20 protein-coding genes and 1 pseudogene are annotated in these 21364 nt (G+C 65.8%); 9 read left to right on the forward strand and 12 right to left on the reverse strand.

What is annotated here, in order from left to right; translation table 11 throughout:
- Positions 1 to 73 precede the first annotated feature (73 nt).
- Positions 74 to 1171: a cell division protein ZapE gene (gene zapE / locus F6X40_RS02995; RefSeq protein WP_090804139.1), complete on the forward strand. Its 1098-nt coding sequence runs from the start codon at positions 74 to 76 to the stop codon at positions 1169 to 1171.
- 99 nt (positions 1172 to 1270) lie between these two features.
- The gene (locus F6X40_RS03000) at positions 1271 to 1729 is read left to right on the forward strand and encodes a transposase (protein WP_187626767.1); all 459 of its coding nucleotides are present in this window, start codon (positions 1271 to 1273) and stop codon (positions 1727 to 1729) included.
- Positions 1730 to 1888: 159 nt separating this feature from the next.
- Here the strand turns inward: F6X40_RS03000 and F6X40_RS03005 are convergent, their stop codons facing one another.
- Both F6X40_RS03005 and F6X40_RS41795 read right to left on the reverse strand, forming a co-directional pair.
- Positions 1889 to 2374 (reverse strand): DUF2147 domain-containing protein, encoded by a 486-nt coding sequence (locus F6X40_RS03005; protein WP_187626768.1) that lies wholly within the window; start codon positions 2372 to 2374, stop codon positions 1889 to 1891.
- Between the two features lie 201 nt (positions 2375 to 2575).
- Positions 2576 to 2774 (reverse strand): annotated as a pseudogene (locus F6X40_RS41795) (ShlB/FhaC/HecB family hemolysin secretion/activation protein); the annotation flags it as partial.
- Between the two features lie 294 nt (positions 2775 to 3068).
- On the opposite strand from F6X40_RS41795, the gene F6X40_RS03010 reads away from it, so the two are divergent.
- Positions 3069 to 3785 (forward strand): DUF2968 domain-containing protein, encoded by a 717-nt coding sequence (locus F6X40_RS03010; protein ID WP_184029876.1) that lies wholly within the window; start codon positions 3069 to 3071, stop codon positions 3783 to 3785.
- Positions 3786 to 4025: 240 nt separating this feature from the next.
- On the opposite strand, the gene F6X40_RS03015 is transcribed toward F6X40_RS03010, so the two are convergent.
- On the reverse strand, positions 4026 to 4217 hold the full coding sequence (locus tag F6X40_RS03015; RefSeq protein ID WP_090805694.1) for a hypothetical protein: 192 nt from the start codon (positions 4215 to 4217) through the stop codon (positions 4026 to 4028).
- Positions 4218 to 4413: 196 nt separating this feature from the next.
- On the opposite strand from F6X40_RS03015, the gene F6X40_RS03020 reads away from it, so the two are divergent.
- Positions 4414 to 4641, forward strand: a complete 228-nt coding sequence (locus tag F6X40_RS03020) for a hypothetical protein (RefSeq protein WP_187626769.1) — start codon at positions 4414 to 4416, stop codon at positions 4639 to 4641.
- Between the two features lie 30 nt (positions 4642 to 4671).
- Here the strand turns inward: F6X40_RS03020 and hfq are convergent, their stop codons facing one another.
- Positions 4672 to 5157, reverse strand: coding sequence for an RNA chaperone Hfq (gene hfq, locus F6X40_RS03025; RefSeq protein ID WP_187626770.1), 486 nt, complete (start codon positions 5155 to 5157; stop codon positions 4672 to 4674).
- Between the two features lie 438 nt (positions 5158 to 5595).
- Here hfq and F6X40_RS03030 point away from each other — a divergent pair, with 438 nt between their 5' ends.
- The 5 genes from F6X40_RS03030 to F6X40_RS03050 all read left to right on the forward strand — a co-directional run bounded on the left by F6X40_RS03030 (position 5596) and on the right by F6X40_RS03050 (position 9391).
- On the forward strand, positions 5596 to 5733 hold the full coding sequence (locus F6X40_RS03030) for a hypothetical protein (RefSeq protein WP_184071258.1): 138 nt from the start codon (positions 5596 to 5598) through the stop codon (positions 5731 to 5733).
- Positions 5734 to 5759: 26 nt separating this feature from the next.
- A complete protein-coding gene (locus tag F6X40_RS03035) occupies positions 5760 to 6323 on the forward strand; it encodes a sigma-70 family RNA polymerase sigma factor (RefSeq protein ID WP_187626771.1) in 564 nt (187 codons plus the stop codon).
- Complete coding sequence (locus F6X40_RS03040) at positions 6320 to 7228, forward strand: anti-sigma factor family protein (RefSeq protein WP_187626772.1); 909 nt, start codon at positions 6320 to 6322, stop codon at positions 7226 to 7228. Before F6X40_RS03035 ends, F6X40_RS03040 begins: the two co-directional genes overlap by 4 nt.
- A gap of 96 nt (positions 7229 to 7324) precedes the next feature.
- Entirely contained in the window at positions 7325 to 8902 is a 1578-nt protein-coding gene (locus tag F6X40_RS03045) for an FAD-binding oxidoreductase (protein ID WP_187626773.1), read from the forward strand.
- A gap of 60 nt (positions 8903 to 8962) precedes the next feature.
- The gene (locus tag F6X40_RS03050; protein ID WP_187626774.1) at positions 8963 to 9391 is read left to right on the forward strand and encodes a hypothetical protein; all 429 of its coding nucleotides are present in this window, start codon (positions 8963 to 8965) and stop codon (positions 9389 to 9391) included.
- On the opposite strand, the gene F6X40_RS03055 is transcribed toward F6X40_RS03050, so the two are convergent.
- The 8 genes from F6X40_RS03055 to F6X40_RS03090 form a co-directional block, all read right to left on the reverse strand.
- Entirely contained in the window at positions 9388 to 10326 is a 939-nt protein-coding gene (locus F6X40_RS03055; RefSeq protein WP_187626775.1) for a DUF1571 domain-containing protein, read from the reverse strand. The genes F6X40_RS03050 and F6X40_RS03055 overlap by 4 nt on opposite strands.
- Positions 10327 to 10402: 76 nt before the next feature.
- Entirely contained in the window at positions 10403 to 12190 is a 1788-nt protein-coding gene (locus F6X40_RS03060) for an AMP-binding protein (protein ID WP_187626776.1), read from the reverse strand.
- Between the two features lie 34 nt (positions 12191 to 12224).
- Positions 12225 to 13526 carry an acetyl-CoA C-acetyltransferase gene (locus F6X40_RS03065; RefSeq protein ID WP_187626777.1) on the reverse strand — a complete coding sequence of 434 codons (1302 nt, stop codon included), beginning with the start codon at positions 13524 to 13526 and terminating at the stop codon, positions 12225 to 12227.
- Positions 13527 to 13585: 59 nt separating this feature from the next.
- Positions 13586 to 14518, reverse strand: coding sequence for a MaoC/PaaZ C-terminal domain-containing protein (locus F6X40_RS03070; protein ID WP_090804158.1), 933 nt, complete (start codon positions 14516 to 14518; stop codon positions 13586 to 13588).
- Positions 14519 to 14532: 14 nt separating this feature from the next.
- Complete coding sequence (locus F6X40_RS03075) at positions 14533 to 15948, reverse strand: 3-oxoacyl-ACP reductase (protein WP_187626778.1); 1416 nt, start codon at positions 15946 to 15948, stop codon at positions 14533 to 14535.
- A 144-nt stretch (positions 15949 to 16092) separates the two neighbouring features.
- Entirely contained in the window at positions 16093 to 18591 is a 2499-nt protein-coding gene (locus F6X40_RS03080) for an acyl-CoA dehydrogenase (RefSeq protein ID WP_187626779.1), read from the reverse strand.
- Positions 18592 to 18793: 202 nt separating this feature from the next.
- Positions 18794 to 19657, reverse strand: a complete 864-nt coding sequence (locus F6X40_RS03085) for a TetR/AcrR family transcriptional regulator (RefSeq protein ID WP_187626780.1) — start codon at positions 19655 to 19657, stop codon at positions 18794 to 18796.
- A 331-nt stretch (positions 19658 to 19988) separates the two neighbouring features.
- Complete coding sequence (locus F6X40_RS03090; RefSeq protein WP_184071280.1) at positions 19989 to 21239, reverse strand: MFS transporter; 1251 nt, start codon at positions 21237 to 21239, stop codon at positions 19989 to 19991.
- Positions 21240 to 21364: the final 125 nt, after the last annotated feature.

Genomic DNA, 21364 nt, shown 5'->3' on the forward strand with positions numbered 1-21364 from the left:
CGAAACGCAACCTTGGCATCACCAAAGGCGGGCGGGGTTCAATCCCTCCCGCCTTTCTTTTTGCAGCAACACGATGAACGTCACCGAATACTACGAAAAAGAACTGCAGACGCGCGGTTATCAATCCGATCCGGCGCAGCGCGCGGCGGTCGACCGCCTGCAGCGGTGCTATGAAGAGTGGGTCGCATACAAGTCGCGCCGCTCGAACGCGTTCAGGAAGCTGATCATTCACCCCGATCTGCCGCGCGGCGTGTACATGTGGGGCGGCGTGGGCCGCGGCAAGAGCTTCCTGATGGACAGCTTCTACATGATCGTGCCCTTGCATCGCAAAACCCGTCTGCACTTCCACGAGTTCATGCGCGAAGTGCATCGCGAACTCGAAGAACTCAAAGGCCGGGCCGATCCGCTCGACGAACTCGCGCGGCGCATTGCGAAGCGCTATCGGCTGATCTGTTTCGACGAATTCCACGTGTCGGATATCGCCGACGCGATGATCCTGTATCGCCTGCTCGACAAGCTGTTCGAGAACGGCGTGCAGTTCGTGATGACGTCAAACTACGCGCCCGACACGCTGTACCCGGACGGCCTGCATCGCGACCGCATGCTGCCCGCGATCGAACTGATCAAGCAGAAGCTCGACGTGATCAACGTCGACGCGGGGATCGATTATCGCCAGCGCACGCTCGCGCAGGTGGAGGTCTATCACACGCCACTGGACGCCGCCGCCGGCAAGGCGCTGCGCGACGCCTTCGCGCGCCTCGCCGCGGTGCCCGACGAAAGCCCGCTGCTGCATATCGAGAAGCGCGAGCTGAAGGCGCTGCGCCGCGCGGACGGCGTCGTCTGGTTCGACTTCGCGACGCTGTGCGGGGGCCCGCGCTCGCAGAACGACTACCTCGAACTCGCGACCCGCTTTCACGCGGTGATCCTGTCGGACGTGCCGCAGATGTCGGTGCGCATGGCGTCGGAAGCGCGCCGCTTCACGTGGCTCATCGACGTGTTCTACGACCACAAGGTCAAGCTGTTGATGTCGGCTGCGGTGCCGCCGGAGCAGTTGTACGTCGACGGTCCGATGGCTAATGAATTCACGCGTACGGTGTCGCGCATCGTCGAGATGCAGTCGAAGGAGTATCTCGACACGCCGCGCCGGATCGTCGACACGTCCCTAACCTGAGCTACCGCGCACGACACATTTTCAGGAATCGGAGTGGTCTGATATACAGCGCACGGATGACTGGCTATCTTTTGTCGTTGTTCTGACAAAGGAGGAAGCATGAACCCGTATCGCGAAATCACCGATGAAGAATGGCAGCGCGTTGCGTCACTGCTGCCCGAACTCCGGCCGCGTACCGAAATGCGTGGCCGTCCACTTGCCAATACCCGCTCGGTGCTCAACGGCGTGCTTTGGGTCATGTATAGCGGCGCCACCTGGTCCGCAATGCCGCGCCGCTACCCGCCATATCAGACCTGTCATCGCCGCTTCAAGTCGTGGTACGAATCGGGCGTGCTCAAGCACGTCACGGAGCAACTGCTCGGCACCGCGAGCGAAGATTTCTGCAGATTGATGGAAGCGCGTATGCGCACGCACGCGAGCGTGCAGCACAAGCGCGCCGCGTCCAAGCGCGTGCCCGCGGCGTTTCGTGTTCCGGCCGCCGCATACAATCCGGTACCGGCCACGTCGGTGCCGGCGTCGCCGATCGCTTACGCTGCACCGCTCAAGCGGGCAGCATGACCATCGCAAACAGCTTGCCCCAATGAAAACGGCCGCGCGATTCTTGATCGCCGGCCGTTTTTTATGTTGCACCTCCTGGCGCAGAGCGCGCATCGTTGCAGCATCATGCGCACATTCAGGCGACGTGCCAGGCGCCACGCATGCGCCGCACGTCGACCCTCATTGCTGCCGTATCCACGTTTGCGAGCGGCCAAGCAGCGCGACCCCAATGTAGCCACGCACCACGAGCTTGTTGCCGCCGTCCTCGAGATGCATCTTGCATTTGTAGACCTTGCCGTTTTCAGGATCGAGAATCTGGCCGTGATCCCACGCGTCGCCATCCTTCTTCATGCTGTTGATGATGGTCATGCCGAGGACCGGTTGATCCTTGCGCGCGTCGGTGCATTCGGTGCAACGGCGATCCGGCTGATCGTTCGCGCCGAGACCCTTGATAACCTTGCCGTTCAGTTCGCCATTGCCGTCTTGAGTGATCTGCACGAGCGCCTTCGGCTGGCCCGTGTGATCGTCGATGGTTTGCCACGTGCCGATCGGTGTATCGGTCTGCGCCATCGCGGTCACGGCGCTGGCGAGCAGGGCGCCGGCGAGCGCGGCGTGACGGGCGGTGCGCAGCGTAAGCGCGCCGGCACGCCGAGTGAATTGCGTCATTGCCTTCCTCCTTGATATGAGACAGCGCGATCATGGTCGCGCGGCGTTATGGGCATCGTGGTCGGATGTGCGGTACCAGCCCTCGCGATGCGTAACGGTGCCAGCGGTGTGCCGTTTGCATCGTCAGCGCAGAATACGCGAAAGTGCATGCGTCGTTTGATAGTGGAGCTTCTAATCCGCTCGCGGCACTTCTGAAGCGTGTCAATTCAACTGGTAGCAGAACCTCGCGTTGATGCGCGGACTGTGCGATGCGCTCTCCACCGGCGCATCACCGACCGCTTTTCCGACGGACACATCGAGGCTGTCGCAGTACGCATAGGTGAAGCCGAGCATGATCGGCCGGTTGGCCCTCGACCGTCGCGCCCCAGCCGGAATCGCCCGACGCATCGCCCGGCTCATGGCATGTCATCGCCGACGAGCGGTGTGAAGCGTTGCGCGACTTCGTCGAACGAAATCGACTTCCCGCCGTCGACCTGCACGGTCAGGTTCGGACCGCGGTGGGGCGCCTCGATCAGCGGCAGGGAATCGAACGGACCGTCGTCTACCGCCGCGCCGGTGAGGCGGGACTACGCTTGTGCCTGTTATAGAAGCAAACGCGCAAGTACCATATTTTCGACGAAGAGCCCGAAACCCGCGAAAGTGAGTAATAATTCCCCGTTTTCTACTAAAACAAAATCTGTTCAACAGGTATCACATGGACCGAAAGTCGAAGCTACGAGAGATTGCTCTGGCCGCATGCATCGTATTGGGGGCCCTTCAGGGCGCGAATGCACAGGCTCTGGAGAACAGTGGTGCGAGCGGTACGGTCGTGTCCCAGCCGGGTACGACGAGTGCGTTGCCCGACACCTCGCAGGCCGGCCAGGCGGAAACCACTGCACTGACGCCGGATGAAAACCGGCAATCCGCCACCGGGAACGTGGCTGAATTGCAGCAGATGATCCACGGCCCGGATCTGAGCGAATTGCGCACCACGTATAACGGCAGCTATGGCGCGAGCCTGCTGTTCTACGGCAAGGAGATGACCTACTACGTCGCGCTGTTCCAGCAGAAAAACTTCTGGCGCGTGATCAAGTCGCAGGACGCCGCGCGCGCCGAGCTGATCTACAAGGATTTCGCGCGGCAGACGATGCAACTGTCGGACATCGAGATCCGCCGTACGCAACTCGAAGCGCAGAAGGCGTTCACGCAGCGCATGGTCGCGCTGTCGCAGGAACGCGCGAGCCGGCTGCAGGCCGACCTCGACGTCGCGCGTCAGCAGCAAAGCATCGTCGCGAGCCAGCAGGAGCAGAAGCGGGCCGAGGCGACCGAACTGGCGCAGCAGAAGGCCGCCGCGCAGGATCAGTTGCGCGTCGCGCAGCGCCAGGTGCGCGACCTGCAGCGTCAGCTCAATAGCGGCTTGCCGGTGCATTGAGCACGACGGTGTGAGCCTGGGTGGAGTGGCGGGATGGCGCGGAAATCGGTGCGCCGTCCGGCTCGTCCGCGGGCGTTACCGTTGTTATGTTTGATCGGTGCTTTCCGCACCCCGCCAGCCCGCGCATGCACTTTTACCGCCGGGCATTTCGGCATTTGCACTCGGCATTTTTCGCGAGCCCTGACGGCTCGTTGCCGCGTCGTTGTGCGCCGCCGTCGTACGACGCAAGACGGCGCGACTTCAATGCCGCTTGCGCGTATCCGCTTGCGTTTTGCGCATCCGTTCGCGAGGCGGCTGCGTCACGTCGACGGCGATCGGATCGCTGGCGGGAAAGCTTTCCATCAGCGCTTCGTCGAGCCGCGTATCGGCGGACGTCGGGGGCGTCCGGCGCGTGCGCGCCGGTCGGGAGGCATGCTGGTTTTTGCTGGTCATGGCGCGCTCCTTCGGTAGAGGGTCGATCATTCAGCATAGCGCATCGCGGCTATCGGCGAACGACCGCCAGATGGCGCAGGCGCGTCGTTTAAAGCCGGCCGGCATCGATTCGTTCTCCGAGTGGTGTCCCGGCCGCGCTTGAGCCACGCTTGAGCCGCGAACGACACCTCCATCGATTCATCACACAGCGAACCTGATGAACGGGAAAAAGCCGGCGGGCTCGCGACGAGTGCTCGCAGCCCACGTCGTGGAAACCGAACTGGAACACCTGGATTGGGCGACGCGGCAACCGGCGCTGCACCTGTTCGACGCCAGCTACTGGCGGCGCCGCGTGCTGGCGGTCAAGGGGAGATTCGAGCTGACCGAGCGTCAGCTGACCCAACTGGAGAAAATTCTGCGGCGCCTCGGTTCGTCCGCGGAGTAGCGAGGCGCGGCCGCTACAGCTTCTTCGTATTTATTCCTGATTGCCGCCGGGGCTGCCGCCGCCGTGGTTGCCGCCGTGGTTGCCGCCATGATTGCCGCTTTCGCCGCCGGTGCCGAACAGACGCCGCCGCCGCGTGACGACCACCGGACCTTCGGAGTTGCCGCTGCGCTCGCTCGGCGTGCGTTCCGCCGACGGCGTGCCGTACGATTCACGCCCTTCGCGCGGCTCGCGATGTTCGCGCGAACCATGGGGACCGCGCGCGCCATGTTCGCCATGCGACGTTCGGCCCGTGCGCGGCGCCGGCCGCGTGCCGGTGTCGAGCTGGATCGTGGAGATCGCGCGCTTGTAGATGCCTTGCAGGCCAACCGGCGTGCGCAGCATCACCAGGTACTGATCGAACGACTCGATGCATCCGGTCAGGCGGATGCCGTTGACCAGATAGATTTCGACGCGCTTTCGTTCCTTGCGCGCAGCGTTCATGAAGTCGTTTTGCGGATGCGATTCTGCGGAAGCCATGGACAATTCAGGTTAGATAGACGGTGGTTCGCCGCGATTTTACCCTTTCTACCCTATGCGGGGGCAGAACGCGTCGACGGGGCGAACTTTGTCCACTATAACGACTTGCGAGCACATAAGCATCCGATAACGCGGGACTGTAACGTTGAGTTACGAATCTGCTGGTCAATGTCGTCTTCTTCCGGTCGCTCCAGGCATTGCCGGCATGGTTGGCGGAAAAGGAAGAACATAGGGGCATGTTGCGCGACCACGGCGGCGGCGTCGAAGCGCCGCGAAAAAGCCCGGAGAAACAGCGCAGCGAAACAGCGCCACGACGGCGATGGAATAAACCACGCGATCGCGGCGTTAAGTCCAGTATGGCAGTACCGCATCCCGCGGCCTGCCGCCCGCCGCGCCGGTCGGTCGATCGTGTGCCGGGCATCTGCCAGGAGGCTCACCATGAAAGCATCCCGTATTCTGTCAGCGCTCTTCGTCCTGCTCGCGCTCGCGTGCGGCTCCCTCGCGCACGCGGCCGATACCGACAACGCCGCGTCGGGTTCTAGCAGCAACAGCAACAGCAGCGGCGGCGGCTACTAACGCCGCGACCGGGCCTGGCACGCCGGGTGACATTCGAAGCGGAAGTGATCGCGTGGCTGCCCCAGCTGCGCCGCTATGCGCGCGCACTGACGGGCGACCGCGCCTGGGCCGACGATCTCGTGCAGGATACGGCGGAGCGCGCGCTTTCGCGCTGGTCGGCATTCCGGCCGAACAGCAACCTGCGCGCGTGGCTGCTGACGATCCTGCGGCATCTGTACATCGACCAGCTGCGCGGGCGCCGCGAGATCGCCGTCGACGACGAAAGCGCGCCGTGGCGCAATCTCGAGGCGCCGCACGGTGAGGTCGACGGTCTGGTGCTGCGCGACGTGCAGCGCGCGCTGTACTGCCTGCCACTCGAGCAGCGTGAGGTGCTGCTGCTGGTGTGCGTCGAGGAGCTGTCGTACCAGGAGGCATCGAGCGCGCTGGGGGTGCCGATCGGTACGGTGATGTCGCGGCTGTCGCGGGCGCGCGAGCATATGCGCGCGTTGCTGTGCGAGGAGCCGCCAGGGCCGATGCACGGACCGCAGCCCCGTGCGCCGCGGGCGGCGCATAAAGTCGCGCCGCTGAAAGTGGTGAGAAATCGACAATGAACAACGATGACTCCGATTCCGGCTTGCATGACGAGCTCGATCTGCGCGCGCTGTCGGCCTATGTCGATGGCGAATTGCCGGAAGAGCAGCGCGCCGCGATCGAAACGCAGCTTCGCCAGCATCCGCAGGCCACCGCGCGCGTGGCCGCGTGGCGCGCGCAGAAGGCGGCGCTGCGGGCGCTGTGCGGCGCGCCGGACAGCGATGCGCGGCAAGCGCAAGCAGGGCAGCGGGCCGACGATCGGCACCAAGCCGCTGAAGCCGGCGAGCGAAGCTATGCAGGCAGCCAGCCCACGGAGGCGGAGGAGCCGGCTTTCATCGTCGTGCGTCGGACGCGGCCGTGGTGGCAGCGCGCGGGTCTCGCCGCCTGCTGGCTCGCGGCTGGCGCCGGGCTCGCGCTGGCCCTCGGTCCGCTCGCGCCGCGGCTGACCGGCGGCGCGTGGAGCGGCTTCGGCGGACAGCCGGCCGGTTTTGCGCAGCGCGCGGATGTCGCGTACGCGGTGTACTCGCCGGAGCGGCGTCATCCGGTCGAAGTCGCCGCGAGCGAAGAGGAGCATCTGATCACCTGGCTGTCGAAGCGGCTGAATCGTCCGCTGTCGGTGCCGTCGCTGCAGGAGTATGGTTATTCGCTGGTGGGCGGCCGGCTGTTGCCCGGCGAGGCCGGGCCGGCTGCGCAGTTCATGTACGAGAACCAGGCCGGCGCGCGCCTGACGCTGTACGTGACCGGCGTCACCCGCGACGAAACCGCGTTCCGCCTGTTTCGCGACGGCAACCGCCGCACCTTCTACTGGATCAGCGACGGCATGGGCTACGCGCTGTCCGGCGCGATCGCGGAAGGCAAGCTGCGCGAGATCGCGATCGACGTGTGCAGCGAGCTCGGTGGTAAGCCTGACACGTGGCAGCAGTAGCGGGCGGTAGGGTGTCGTCAAGGCCGTCAGCGGCGACGCACGCATAGCTGCCCGCGCGACTGCACCCGCGGGTTGCCCGACCGACAAGGAGACGCCTTGCCCCAGACGCTGCCGCCCAACCTGTCCGCCGCGCAGTTCGAGCGGGCGCTCGCCGGCTGGCGCGCGATCGTCGGTGAAGCGCACGTGCTGCGTTCCGACGCCGGCCTCGCCGCCTATGTCGATCCGTTCGCGCCTGGCGAGCCGGGGGCGTTTGTCGCGAGCGCCGCGCTGCTGCCCGCGTCGGTCGATGAAATCCGCGCGGTGCTGCGCATCGCCAATCAGTACCGGATTGCGCTGTGGACCGTCTCGACCGGGCGCAACTTCGCGTACGGCGGCGCGGCGCCGCGTCTCAGCGGCTCGGTCGTGCTCGACTTGCAGCGCATGAACCGCATCCTCGAAGTCAACGAAACGCTCGCCTACGCGCTGGTCGAACCGGGCGTCAGCTATTTCGATCTGTACGCGCATCTGCGCGACAAGGGCTACAAGCTGTGGGTCGATCCACCGGCTGCCGGCTGGGGCAGCGTGGTCGGCAACACGCTGGAGCGCGGCTTCGGCTATACCGACTACGGCGATCACGCGGCGGCCCAATGCGGGATGGAGGTCGTGCTCGCCAACGGCGACGTGCTGCGCACCGGCATGGGCGGCGTCGAGATCGGCACTGCGTGGCAGCTGTATCAGCCGGGCTACGGGCCGTCGTTCGATGCGATGTTCATGCAGTCGAACTACGGCATCGTGACGAAGCTCGGCGTGTGGCTGATGCCCGCGCCGCCCGCGTATCTGCTCGGCGAAATCCAGTTTCGTCGCGAGGCCGATCTGGAGGAGATCGTCGAGATTCTGCGGCCGTTGCGGCTCGACGGCACGATCCGCAATCACGCGGTGATCGAGGGCGGATTGCGGCGCGCGGCGAGCCTGTCGCCACGCCGGCAGTGGTACGACGGCGCGGGCGCGATGCCCGAAAGCGCGGTGCAGGCGATGCTCGACAAACTCGGCGTCGGGCGCTGGAACCTGCATTTCGCGCTGTACGGCACGCCCGGGTTGATCGATGCGCGCTACGCGCTGATCGAGCGCGCGTTCGCGCGGGTGCCAGAGGCGCGGCTCACGGCGGCGCGCTATGCGGGCGATGCTCAGCCGACTGGCGGCGGCGACCGCAACATGGCCGGCATTCCCGCGATGACCGCGTTTCGCATGCTCGACTGGCGCGGCGGCGCGGGCGCGCACGTCGACTTCGCGCCGATCTGTCCGGCGACCGGGCGCGACGCGATGCGCCAGTACACGATGGTGAAAGCGCGCGCCGCCGAATACGGCTTCGACTACTACGGTGGCTTCACCGCGGGCGCGCGGCATCTGCATCATATTTTCGCGGCGATTTTCGACCGCGACGACGCGAACCAGGTGGAGCAGGCCGGCGCGCTGCTGCGCTCGCTGATGAGCGACGCGCGCGCGGCCGGCTACGGCGAGTATCGCGCGCATCTCGCGTACATGGATTTCGCGGCCGCGCAATACAGCTTCAACGACGGTGCGTCGCTGCGCTTCGCCGAAACCTTGAAGGATGCGCTCGACCCGAACGGCATTCTCGCGCCGGGCAAGCAAGGCATCTGGCCGGCGGCGTGGCGCGACCGGCGGGGGTACACGTGAACGACGCGTGCGGACACGCACGGCAAACCGAAGCGCAAACAGAACGGAACGTACAAGCCAATGGATCGACGCACTTTCATGCTCACCGGTGCATGCCTCGCGACGGCCGCGGGCGGCGCATGGCCGTGGCTCACGCAAGCCGCCGCGTGCGCTGACGATGCGCGCGCGTTCGCGATCGTCGACTCGACGCTCGAATGCGGCGCGTCGTTCGCACGCTATGCCGCGCATCTTCGCTTGCCGACCTTCGAAACCGGCGACGATGCGGGCGCGCTCTGGTTCACCACACTTGCGCCACTGCTCGACGTTGGGCGGACCCCGCACGCGATGCCCGCGCTGATCGGCTTCACGCGCGCGTCCGATTACTTCGTCCTGCAACACCTCGCGCTTCGCACGGGACGCTTCGTCGAGCATCGTCACGAAGCGCGCGAGGGGCTGGATGCGCAACCCGCCCACGTGGCCTTCGCGCTGACGCCGCGCCGCGCGCGCTAGAACTTGTAGTCCTTGTTCTTCGGATCGAAGGTCGAATCGTCGAATGTCTTCGGCGTGATGCTCTCGAACACGATCTGCTCGAAAATCTTGCCGTCGTTGTCGTAAGACTGGACGCTGCGAAAGAACGGATGACGCAGATCGAGCCCGAGCGTTTCCTTTTTCGAGTAGAACTGCGGCTGGCCGACCGGTGTTTCGAACGTGAACGCGACGACGCGCACACCGTCGATGGTCTTCACTTCGATCTGCACCGAACGAGGCAAGCCGGCCTCGGTGTATTTTTTTCCTTCAATCAGGTATTGATCGGCAACGTACTCAGTGCCGAGATCGCGCACGCTGTGATTCGATTGCGAGCGTGCGAGCGCGCCGGTCAGCGACGTCCACAACGGCATCACGTTCATGATGCCGCCGAGGTGGCCGTAGGTCTCATCGCTACGTTTCGATTCGTCGTAGATGATTTCCTGGCCCGCGTGCGCGCCGTCGGGCAGCCACTTCGCGTAGATGCGCAGCGGCTCGTGCGCGACGCGCACCAGCATGTGATCGGGCTTGTCGGGCCAGATGCCGCGAATGCGCTCGGAGCGCGACATCGTGAACTCGTACGACGGGTAGTCGTTCGGCCCTTCCTTGATATAGCGCGGCAGCGCGAGCGGATCGAGCGACTGGAACAGCGCGACCAGTTGCGCGTCGTCGAGCTTTTCGAGCGTGCCGCTTTGCTGCGCGGCGCGCAGCCATTTGACCTGCTGGTCGAGCGTCAGCTTGCCGACCTGCGCGGCCGGCGTGGTGGGCGGCTTGACGGCGCTCGCGGTGTTGAGCGGGGGCGGGCGGTCGTCGTTCTGCGCGAAGGCCGTCGGCACCGACAGCAGGCCGAGCGCGACGAGCAGCGCACCCAGCAAGCGCTGTCGCCGGCGATGCGAACGGGCGGACATGCGGTGCTTCATGAATTTCTCCAGAAAGTGACGCGGCCGCTCATGCAACATGCAAGGCAATAACGCTTTGAAGCAACGCTTATTCCCGTCAGGCAGACTTCTGTTTCGCGAGTTCCTCGTCGCGCAACGCACGGCGCAGAATTTTGCCGACGTTGGTTTGCGGCAGCTCGTCGCGGAACTCGACGAGCTTCGGCACCTTGTAGCCAGTCAGATTCTTGCGGCAGTACGCAATCACCTGCTCGGCGGTCAGTGTCGGCGTGCGCCGCACGATGAACACCTTCACGCGCTCGCCCTGCGCGGGGTCGGACACGCCGATCGCGGCGACTTCGCGCACGTCCGGATGCGCGGCGATCACGTCCTCGATTTCGTTCGGATACACGTTGAAGCCCGACACGAGGATCATGTCCTTCTTGCGATCGATCAGACGGATAAAGCCGCGCGAGTCCATCACGCCGATGTCGCCGGTCGCGAGCCAGCCGTCGTCGTCGATCACCTTCGCGGTTTCGTCGGGGCGGTTCCAGTAGCCCTTCATGACCTGCGGGCCCTTCACGCACAGCTCGCCCGCCTCGCCGATCTTGGCCCAGCTGCCGTCGTCTTTCCTGAAGCGCACCTGCGTGGACGGCGCGGGCAAGCCGATCGAGCCCTCGAAGTCGCGCAGATTGGTCAGATCGACCGGATTCATCGAGACGATCGGCGAGCACTCGGTGAGTCCGTAGCCCTCGATGATCGGCTTGCCCGTCACCGCCTTGAAGCGCTCGGCGACGGCTTTCTGCGTCGCCATGCCGCCCGCCATCGCGAGCTTCAGGTCCGAGAAGTCGCGCCGACAGAATTCCTCGTTGTCGAGGAACGCGTTGTAGAGCGTGTTGACCGCGGTCATGCCGGTGAATTTTTCGTGACGGATGATCATCATCACGCGCTTCATGTCGCGCGGATTCGCGATCAGGATGTTGCGCCCGCCGAGCCCCATGAAGATCAGCGCATTCACGGTCAGCGAGTAGATGTGATAAAGCGGCAGCGGCGTGAGCACCGTTTCGCCCTCGCCGGACAACTGCCCCGCGGCCCACGCCTTCGCCTGCAACAGATTGGCGAGGATGTTCCGGTGCGTGAGCATCGCGCCTTTCGCGACGCCGGTCGTGCCGCCCGTGTATTGCAGGAACGCGATGTCTTCGTGGGTCGCGCGCACCGGTGTGTGCGGCCGCGCATAACCGGCCGAGAGCGCTTTCAGGAGCGGCACCGCCTGCGGCAGCTTGTAAGGGGGCACCATCTTTTTCACGTGACGCAGCATGAAATTGAGCAGGTGTCCCTTCAGGTTCGCGCCGTCGGCGAGCAGATCGCCGAGCCCGGTCACGATCACGTTGCGCACCTTGGTGCCGGGCAATGCATCTTCGAGCGTCTTCGCGAAGTTCTCGAACACGACAATCGTCTGCGCGCCGCTGTCCTTTAGCTGGTGCGCGAGTTCGCGCACCGTGTAGAGCGGATTCACGTTGACGACCACCGCGCCCGCCTTGATCGTGCCGAACAGCGCGACCGGATACTGGAAGGTGTTCGGCAGCATGATCGCGACGCGCTCGCCCGGCTCCACGCCGATGCTTTGCAGGTACGCCGCGAACGCGCTCGCCTTGCGGCCCAGTTCACCGTACGTCAGGTTCGCGCCGACGCTCACGTACGCGACGCGCTCGCGGAACTGTGCGATGCATTCGTCGAAGAACTGATCGATCGACTCGTATTGCGTGACGTCGATGTCGCGCGGCACGTCGTCCGGATAGGACGCGTACCAGATGCCGTCGGTGTTCGGAGCGGGGTGGGGCACCGGGTTTTGACGAGGCGTGCCGCCTGCGTCCGGCACGTGCAGCGGGGCTTGGGTGGGCTCGGTCATCGGTTGCCTCCTGAAAATGTTGGTATGCGCTGCCCTAGCGTTCCAGAATCGCGACGACCCCCTGGCCGCCCGCCGCGCAGATCGAGATCAGCCCGCGTGCGCTGCCGGCCGGTTTGTCGAGTTGCGCCAGCATCTTCGCGAGCACGGCGACGATACGTCCGCCCGTCGCCGCAAACGGATGGCCGGTCGCGAGCGAACCGCCGTTCACGTTGAGCCTGGTGCGGTCGATCGCACCGAGCGCGCCGGCGAGGCCAAGCTGCGTGCGGCAATATTCGTCATCCTGCCATGCCGCGAGCGTGCCCAACACCTGAGCCGCGAACGCTTCGTGGATTTCGTAGAAATCGAAGTCCTGCAACGTGAGGCCGGCGCGCGCGAGCATGCGCGGCACCGCGTAGGCGGGCGCCATCAGAAGGCCTTCCTGCTTGTCGAAAAAGTCGACCGCCGCGGTTTCCGACCAGCTCAGATACGCGAGTACGGGCAAGCCACGCTCGGCCGCCCACGCTTCGCTCGCGAGCAGTACCGCGGATGCGCCGTCGGTCAGCGGCGTCGAGTTGCCGGCGGTCAGCGTGCCCGCGTCGCGGTCGAACACGGGCTTCAGGTTCGCAAGCCTTTCGAGCGACAGGTCGGCGCGCAGGTTGTTGTCGCGCGCGAGGCCTTTGTACGGCGTCATCAGATCGTTGACGAAGCCGCGCGCGTACGCATCGGCGAGCTTGCGATGGCTCTCGTACGCAAGCACGTCCTGCGCCTCGCGCGAGATGTTCCAGCGCTTGGCCGTCAGCTCGCAATGCTCGCCCATCGACAGCCCCGTGCGGGGCTCGCCGTTGCGCGGCAACAGCGGCTTGAACAACATGCCGGGCCGCAGCCTGCTGAGCGCGGCGATACGCTGACCGGTACTCTTGCCGCGATTCGCTTCGAGCAGGATCTTGCGCATGCGCTCGTTGACGCCGATCGGCGCGTCGGACGTGGTATCGACGCCGCCCGCGATGCCCGCGTCGATCTGCCCGAGCGCGATCTTGTTGGCGACGAGGATCGCGGCTTCGAGGCCGGTGCCGCAGGCCTGCTGCACGTCGTAGGCGGGCGTTTCCTTCGCGAGCGTGGTGGACAGCACGGACTCGCGCGTCAGGTTGAAGTCGCGCGAATGCTTGATGACGGCGCCCGCCGCGACTTCGCCGAGACGCACGCCGTGCAGGTCATAGCGATCGATCAGCCCTTGCAGCGTGAAGGTCAGCATGTCCTGATTCGATGCGCTCGCGTACGCGGTGTTCGAGCGGGCGAACGGAATCCGGTTGCCCCCGATGACGGCGACGCGGCGCACGGCAGGTTGCGGGTGGGACATGCTCGGCTCCTTTGGGTCGTTCCCAGATTATTGGTCGATGCGAACGGCGCGCTCGCGGTTCACAGCAGCCGCCACTGCATGCGCCCGCGCAAATGCGGCTTTTCCCCGGCGATATCGCGCACCTCGAGATCGCGCTCGATCAGCGAAGGCGATGCGCTCCACAGCGACGCTTCGCCCGGCAGCAGCATCGGCACCTTGAACTCGGCGCTGAGCGTTGCTTCGGCGAGCGGCTTCGGCGGCTGCAGCGACGACGCCGCGCGCGCGAGCGTCCACATGCCATGCGCGATCGCGCGCGGAAAGCCGAACGCCTTCGCCGACAGCGCGCTGATGTGGATCGGGTTGTAGTCGCCGGACGCGCTCGCATAGTCGCGGCCCAGTTGCGGCGCGAGCTGCCAGCGCGCGATCCGTTGCAGCGCATCGGGGCCGAGCGTCAACGCTTCGAGCGGATGGCCGAGCGCCGGCACCGCGCGCTTCAGGTAGATGCTGTCGCCGTCCCACACCGCCTCGCCGCGTCGATAGATGCGCGTATGCACGACGAACGCCTGGCCCTTGTCGTGACGCAGCAGCGCGCCGAATTCGACCTCGATGCGCAGCAGGTCCTTGTAGGCGAGCGGGCGGCGCAGCCGCACGTGATTGGCCAGATGCACGAGACCGAGCGCGGGCCACGGAAACGCGGGGTCGGTCAGCATCAGCAGATGCAGCGGAAACGCGAGCAGGTGCGGGTAAGTCAGCGGCACGCCGTGCTCGGGAATGAAGCCGCACACGCGCGCATAGCGCCACACGGGGCCGGGCTCGAGCACGACGGCGGGGCGCACGAGCCGCAACGGCGGCAGCCGCGTGTCGCGGCCGCGCTTGACGATGCCCGTCAGCGCGCGCCCGTACAGCTTTGCCGGGGCGGGCAGCGTTTCGATGACGACGGTTTTCGGCCGCGCGCCGTCGCCCGGCGCGGGAGCGAGCTGACGGCTGCCGAACGGATCACGCGGTTCGTCCATACCCATGCTCCCGTTCAGGCGCCAATCAGGCTTTGACCGCACACGCGCACGACCTGGCCCGTCACGCCCGCCGAGCCCGGATGCGCGAGCCACGCGATGGTCTGCGCGACGTCGACGGGCTGGCCGCCCTGGCTCATCGAGTTCATGCGGCGGCCGGCCTCGCGGATCGCTAGCGGAATCTTCGCGGTCATCTGCGTTTCGATGAAGCCGGGCGCGACCGCGTTGATTGTGATGCCGCGCGCGCGCAGTGGCGGCGCCATGCTCCGCACCCGGCCGATCACGCCAGCCTTAGACGTCGCGTAGTTGGTCTGGCCGGGATTGCCCGCGATGCCGCTGATCGACGACACCGCGACGATGCGCCCGCCGTCGCGCAGGATGCCGCCCGCGAGCAGCGCGTCGTCGATGCGTTCCTGCGCGCTCAGGTTGATGTCGATCACGCTTTGCCAGACGGCGTCGGTCATCTTTGCGATGGTCTTGTCCTTCGCGATGCCGGCGTTGTGCACGACGATGTCGACGCCGAGCTCGTCGAGCGCGGCGGCGATCTGCGCGGGCGCTTCGGGCGCGGCGATGTCGAACGCGAGCGGGCTGCCGTTCAGCTGCCGCATCGTCGCATCGAGCGCGTCGCGCGCGGACGGAATGTCGAGGCCGATCACATGCGCGCCCTCGGCCGCGAGCACGCTCGCAATCGCCGCGCCGATGCCGCGTGCCGCGCCCGTGACCAGCGCACGCCGGCCGGCGAGCGGCTGGCGCCAGTCGAACGCGGGCGCGTCGTGCGGCAGCGCGCCATGTGCCGCGATCCGCACCACCTGACCGGACACATAGGCCGAGCGCGGCGACAGGAAAAAGCGCAGCGTCGCCTCGATGGCGTTTTCAGCGCCTTCTTCCACGTACACGAGATTCGCGGCGATGCCGCGCCGCGCTTCCTTACCGAGCGAGCGCACGAGCCCTTCGAGCGCGCGCTGGGCAGTCCACTGATGCGGACTCGCGCAGGCCTCGGGCGGCCGGCCCAGCACGACGATGCGCCCACACTTGCCGAGCGAGCGCAGCGTGTCGTGGAAAAAGCCGTGCAGCGGTTCGAGCAGGCTGCTGTCGTCGATACCGCTCGCGTCGAACATCAACGCGGCAAGCTTGCCCGGCGCACCGGCTTCGGCCGGCTCGAAGCGGCCGGTCATCAGGCCGTGGCGATGGGCGAGCGGCACCCACAGCCCGGCGCTTTCGTGCGCGACGCTCGTCATGCCGATGGTGGCGATCAGACTCGCGAGCGCGTCGAACAGGCGCGGCTCGCGGCCCGCGCCGATCGCGATCAGTCCGTCGAACTCGGGCCGGTCCGCGCGATAGCGCCGCAGCACCTCGGGCTTCGGCAGCCCGAGCGCGCGCGCGAGACGGCCGCCGAACGGCGAGTTGACGAACTTCAGGTAGGAGTCGGTCATGTTATCGGTTGCTCTGCTGGACGCGCCGCGGGCAGCCCCGTGATTTTCAGGGGCGCCGGACGTGTGTCAGTGTGCCTTGAGTTGCGTGACTCGGGTACGGTTTGCCGCGCCGGGTCGGTCGTTTTTTCTGCGTGAGCGCGCGCATCAGGCCACCAGCTCCAGCGCCTTTTCGAGCGCCTGCTTGCGCTGTTGCAAGCTCGCGAGCAGGTCGAAGTCGGCCGGGAAATCGTCGACCTTGACGACCTGCGCGCCGTAGCGCGCGTAGTCGTCGAGCACGCGCCGCTCGTCCGCGTCGACGAGGCCCTGGCGTTGCGCCGCATCGGTCCATGCGGCGAACTGCGGCAGGCTTTGCGGCAGCGGTTCGAGCAGACCCTGCTTCACCGCCTCGCGCAGCTTCTGCTCGATTTGCGTGAACTGCGGATTGAGCGCGAACGCGAGCTCGCCATAGCCGAGCGCATCGACGTCGGGGTGCGGCACGTACGAGTCGGCGACGAGCCGCTCGCGCGCGGCGCCGGGCGTTTGCATCAGTTCGGCGATCTCGCTGCCGAGCCGGTCCGACGGCTCGCGATGCGGCAGGCCGAATGGGAATGCGAGCACACGCACGAGCGTCGCGGCGACCCGGTTCGGGTAGTTCGCGAGCACGCCGTCGAGCGCGTGCTGCGCCTTGTACAGCGCATCCTCGACGCCCCACCGCACGAGCGGCAGGTCGTCGTGCTGTCGGCCTTCGTCCTCGAAGCGCTTTAGCGTCGCCGAGATCAGGAACAGCTGCGACAGCACGTCCCCGAGGCGTCCCGAGATGCGTTCGCGACGCTTCAGATCGCCGCCGAGCACGAACATCGACACGTCGGCGAGCAACGCGAACACGGCCGACAGCCGTGTCGCCGCGCGATAGTACGCATGGAGCGGCGCATACGCGCGGCGCGGCTTCGCGATCAGCGCGCCGCCGCTCAGCCCATACACGGCGCTGCGCACCACGTTCGACACCGTGAAATTCACGTGACCGAAGAACGCCGCGTCGAACTCGCGCAAGGCTTTCGCGCGATCGGGCTCGCGCGTCGCCGTCATTTCCTTCAACACGTACGGATGGCAGCGAATCGCGCCCTGGCCGAAGATGATCAGACAGCGCGTCAGAATGTTCGCGCCTTCGACGGTGATCGAGATCGGCATTTGCTGATACGCGCGCGCCAGAAAGTTCGACGGCCCCATGCAAATACCCTTGCCGGCGACGACGTCCATGCCGTCGTTGATGACCATGCGCGCGCGCTCGGTGATGTGATATTTGGCGATCGCCGACATGACGGACGGCTTTTCGCCGAGGTCGACCGCCTGCGCGCACAGGCGGCGCGCGGCGTCCATCACGTACAGGTTGCCGCCCATGCGGCCGAGCGCTTCCTGCACGCCCTCGAACTTGCCGACGGCGGTGCGGAACTGGCGCCGAATCGCGGCATACGCGCCGGTGCCGCGCACGGCAATCTTCGCCATCCCGACGTTCGACGACGGCAGCGAGATCGCGCGGCCCGCCGCCAGACACTCCATCAGCATGCGCCAGCCGTTGCCGACCTGGGCGCGTCCGCCGATCACCCAGTCGAGCGGAATGAACACGTCCTTGCCCGAGTTCGGGCCGTTCTGGAACACCGCGTTCAACGGCCAGTGACGGCGGCCGATATCGACGCCAAAGTGGTCGGTCGGAATCAGCGCGCAGGTGATGCCGGGTTCGTCGTTCGCGCCGAGCAGATGGTCGGGGTCGAGCGCGCGGAACGCGAGGCCGAGTACGGTCGCGATCGGCCCGAGCGTGATGTAGCGCTTGTCCCACGTGACGCGAAAGCCGAGCGTCTCGCGGCCCTCGTGCAGGCCCTGGCAAGCGATGCCGACATCGGGAATCGCGGCGGCGTCGGACCCGGCATACGGGCTCGTCAGCGCGAAGCAGGGGATTTCCTCGCCGCGCGCGAGACGCGGCAGATAGTAGTTCTTCTGCGCGTCGGTGCCGTAGTGCATCAGCAACTCGGCCGGGCCGAGCGAGTTCGGCACCATCACCGACACGGCCGCGGCCGAGCAGCGCGTCGCGAGCTTCATGATCACCTGCGAATGCGCGTACGCGGAGAACTGTTTGCCGCCGTACTGCTTCGGAATGATCATGCCGAGAAAGCCGTGCTGCTTGATGAACTGCCACGTTGGCGGCGACAGGTCCTGCCAGACCATCGTGGTTTCCCAGTCGTTCGCGAGGTCGCACAGCTGCTCGCATTCGACCTCGAGGAACGTCTGCTCTTCGGCGCTGAGCATGGCCGGGCCATAGCCGAGCAGCGTGTCCCAGTGCGGGCGGCCCGAGAACAGCTCGGCGTCCCACCAGACCGTGCCCGCCTCGATCGCGTCGCGCTCGGTCGGCGACATCTGCGGCAGGATCTTGCGGAACGTGTCGAGCACCGGTTTCGCGAGCCATGCGCGGCGCAGCGGTTTGATCGTCAGCACGAGGGCGGGGAGTACGAACGCGATCGCGAGCAGTGTCGTCAGCAGCGGGTCGGCCGCGCCGCTCACGAGCGCGGCCGCGACCCAGACGATCAGTGCCGCGAGCCACCATGAGGCGCGGGCCTGAACGTAGACGAGAGCGAATGCGGCGATGACGAGCGCCAGGATGAACCACGGCATGACGTTTCCTCCTCTGTGGTGACGCAATCGCCGGGCCAGCTGCGAGTCGCGCTCTTGCGTCGGGCGTTACCGCGTCTTACCGACTCGACTGACGGGCACGGCGCAGCTGCGCAACGTAGAGGTACTGCTCGGGTAAGCGAGCTCGATCGGGTTCCATGTCCGACGTGTGGTGGTTACGTCGAGTGATGACGCGATGACGTCGTCAGGCGGTGCCGTGCAACCCATGCTGAGAGCTTGCCGGCGCCGCTTCCATAGTGCCGCCGCGGCTGTTGCTGTCGAACGTGTCGCGTGCCACCGCGCACGCGGCCGCCTCGCCGCTGGTGTGTTCTTGCGCACTGGCGAACGTGCTATCTACGCCGCCGTCGGTCGCATCGCCGAGCACGGCGCCGAACGCGGCCAGTTGCGTGCCGTCCGGCAGCGGCGCCTTCAGCGCGGAGACCATCAGCGACGCCAGGCGCGCGATGAGCTGCAGATCGTTCATCGACTTGCCTTGCGAGAACTCGGCAATCAGGCTGTCGGTATCGGTGCCGGCGAGCACCCCCGACAGCGCGCCGATCGCGAAATGCAACCGCCAGCCGAGCTCCTCGCGCGGCAGATGCGGCAGCGCGCGCTGGAACGCGTCGAAGAAGCGCATCGCCACCGCTTCGTAATGCGCGTTCAGAAAGTCGCGGATGAACGACGAGGGATCGGTGTAGGCGCGCCCGAGCAGGCGCAGAAACGCTTTGCCGCCGACACGCGGATCGCGCGACAGACGCAGCGCCGGAATGAACATCGCGCCGAGCACGTGCTCGCAGGTCAGGCGCGCGCCGAGCATGACGTCGAAACGGTCGAGCAGCTTCAGGCGCTCCCGGTTCAGCTGATCGAGCCGGCGTGACAGCATCGAGTGAATCAGCGATTCCTTGCTGCCGAAGTGATAGTTGACCGCCGCGAGATTGACTTCGGCGCGCGAAGTGATCTGGCGCAGCGACATCGCCTCATAGCCGCATTCGATGAACAGCGTCTCCGCGGCGTCGAGAATGCGTGACTTCGTATCGCCGGCATGCCGGCCGGGTGTGCGAACTGCCATGTTGCCGTCTCCGAGTTGCCGGGGCTGCCGGCTCGCAAACACGCGATTCAAATCGATATTTGAAACGACCGTTTTTTAAGATAAGAAAGGATGGTCGGTGCGATCAAGGGACGGGCTCGACGAACTCCTCTAGAAGACCTGTCGGGGAGCCATGCTGGCGAAGCGCGGCGCGTCATGCCGCGCGGAAAATAAAAAGGCCGTTCCGAACGAATCGGAACGGCCTCGTGTCGTGTTGCGATGTAATCTGGCCTTGCGCTCGACGATCGGGTTGATCCGGCTCCCACGCGTTGACGCGTATTGGCTAGCCGTCTGGTTCGAAAGCCTCGAGCTCTTAAACTTGTCCTCCGACCGCGCCGCCCGTCGATTCCGCGCCGACGACTTCACGCGCGGACTGCGTCATGTCGATGCCGCGGCGCTCGCGGCTGAACGGAATCAGCGCGCAGATCAGGATCGCGACGATGCCGATCACGACCGCCATCACGAGCGCGTAGTTGTTGCCGTGCAGTTCGGCGATTTTCGCTTGCAGCGGCCCGTTGACCGACGCGATCAGATTGCCCAACTGATACACGAGACCGGGGAAGGTCGCGCGGATTTCATCGGGCGAGATTTCGTTCAGGTGCACCGGAATCACGCCCCAGGCGCCTTGCACCGAGATCTGCATCAGGAACGCGCCGAGCGCGAGCAGCATCGGCGTGGTCGAGAAGACCCACAGCGGCAGCACCGGCAGCGCGATCAGCGCGGCGATGAAAATCGCGCGCTTGCGGCCGATCTTCTCCGACGCCCAGCCGAAGAACAGACCCCCGCAGATCGCGCCGATGTTCAGCGTGATCGTGATCCACGACACCGTGTGCGCATCGAACTGGTGCTGTACGCGCAGGAAGGTCGGATACAGATCCTGCGAGCCGTGCGAGAAGAAGTTGAAGGCGGTCATCAGGATGATCGCGTAGATCGACAGACCGACGTTCTGCTTGAGCGTCGCGACGAGGCCAGGACGGACCTTCTTCTCGAGCGTCTTGAACGCGGGCGACTCCGGCACGTGCGCGCGAATGTACAGCACGAGCAGCGCGGGCAGCACGCCGACGAAGAACATGCCGCGCCAGCCGATGTGTTGATAGAACAGGCCGAACACGATCGAGGCGAGCAGGTAGCCGCTCGGATAACCGGCTTGCAGAAGACCCGAGACGATACCGCGCGACTTCGGCGGCACGGTTTCCATGGTCAGCGCGCCGCCGACCCCCCATTCGCCGCCCATCGCGATACCGAACAGCGCGCGCAACACGAGCAGCGTCATCAGGTTGGGCGACAGACCGGACAGCAGTTCGAGCAACGAGAAGCACGCGATGTTGAGCATCAGCGTCGGACGGCGGCCGTATTTGTCGGCGAGCCAGCCGAAAATCAATGCGCCGAGCGGGCGCATCATCAAGGTCAGCATGATCGCGACCGCGACCGACGGAATGTCCGTATTGAATTCCTGCGCGATATCTTTCAATACGAACACCATCAGAAAGAAATCGAATGCGTCGAGCGTCCAGCCTAGATAGGCGGCGATCGTGACGTTTCTCTGTTCCCGAGTCCAGCTCATCGATTGTTCTCCTGAGTCTCCACAAAACCGCGTTTGATCGCGGACGGCACCGTAGCCCTTGCGCCTTATGGCAAGCGCTTCACGGCGAGTGTACGCCGAGCATTAAGCGTCTGCCTGGTTGAAGC

The organism is Paraburkholderia sp. UCT31 (genome assembly GCF_014397655.1).
GTDB lineage: Bacteria > Pseudomonadota > Gammaproteobacteria > Burkholderiales > Burkholderiaceae > Paraburkholderia > Paraburkholderia tuberum.

Excerpts from the sequence above, each read along its gene's own strand:
- zapE (WP_090804139.1), top strand. The coding sequence starts at position 74 with ATGAACGTCACCGAATACTACGAAAAAGAACTGCAGACGCGCGGTTAT.
- F6X40_RS03000 (WP_187626767.1), top strand. The coding sequence starts at position 1,271 with ATGAACCCGTATCGCGAAATCACCGATGAAGAATGGCAGCGCGTTGCG.
- F6X40_RS03005 (WP_187626768.1), bottom strand. The coding sequence starts at position 2,374 with ATGACGCAATTCACTCGGCGTGCCGGCGCGCTTACGCTGCGCACCGCC.
- F6X40_RS03010 (WP_184029876.1), top strand. The coding sequence starts at position 3,069 with ATGGACCGAAAGTCGAAGCTACGAGAGATTGCTCTGGCCGCATGCATC.
- F6X40_RS03015 (WP_090805694.1), bottom strand. The coding sequence starts at position 4,217 with ATGACCAGCAAAAACCAGCATGCCTCCCGACCGGCGCGCACGCGCCGG.
- F6X40_RS03020 (WP_187626769.1), top strand. The coding sequence starts at position 4,414 with ATGAACGGGAAAAAGCCGGCGGGCTCGCGACGAGTGCTCGCAGCCCAC.
- hfq (WP_187626770.1), bottom strand. The coding sequence starts at position 5,157 with ATGGCTTCCGCAGAATCGCATCCGCAAAACGACTTCATGAACGCTGCG.
- F6X40_RS03030 (WP_184071258.1), top strand. The coding sequence starts at position 5,596 with ATGAAAGCATCCCGTATTCTGTCAGCGCTCTTCGTCCTGCTCGCGCTC.
- F6X40_RS03040 (WP_187626772.1), top strand. The coding sequence starts at position 6,320 with ATGAACAACGATGACTCCGATTCCGGCTTGCATGACGAGCTCGATCTG.
- F6X40_RS03050 (WP_187626774.1), top strand. The coding sequence starts at position 8,963 with ATGGATCGACGCACTTTCATGCTCACCGGTGCATGCCTCGCGACGGCC.
- F6X40_RS03055 (WP_187626775.1), bottom strand. The coding sequence starts at position 10,326 with ATGAAGCACCGCATGTCCGCCCGTTCGCATCGCCGGCGACAGCGCTTG.
- F6X40_RS03060 (WP_187626776.1), bottom strand. The coding sequence starts at position 12,190 with ATGACCGAGCCCACCCAAGCCCCGCTGCACGTGCCGGACGCAGGCGGC.
- F6X40_RS03065 (WP_187626777.1), bottom strand. The coding sequence starts at position 13,526 with ATGTCCCACCCGCAACCTGCCGTGCGCCGCGTCGCCGTCATCGGGGGC.
- F6X40_RS03070 (WP_090804158.1), bottom strand. The coding sequence starts at position 14,518 with ATGGACGAACCGCGTGATCCGTTCGGCAGCCGTCAGCTCGCTCCCGCG.
- F6X40_RS03075 (WP_187626778.1), bottom strand. The coding sequence starts at position 15,948 with ATGACCGACTCCTACCTGAAGTTCGTCAACTCGCCGTTCGGCGGCCGT.
- F6X40_RS03080 (WP_187626779.1), bottom strand. The coding sequence starts at position 18,591 with ATGCCGTGGTTCATCCTGGCGCTCGTCATCGCCGCATTCGCTCTCGTC.
- F6X40_RS03085 (WP_187626780.1), bottom strand. The coding sequence starts at position 19,657 with ATGGCAGTTCGCACACCCGGCCGGCATGCCGGCGATACGAAGTCACGC.
- F6X40_RS03090 (WP_184071280.1), bottom strand. The coding sequence starts at position 21,239 with ATGAGCTGGACTCGGGAACAGAGAAACGTCACGATCGCCGCCTATCTA.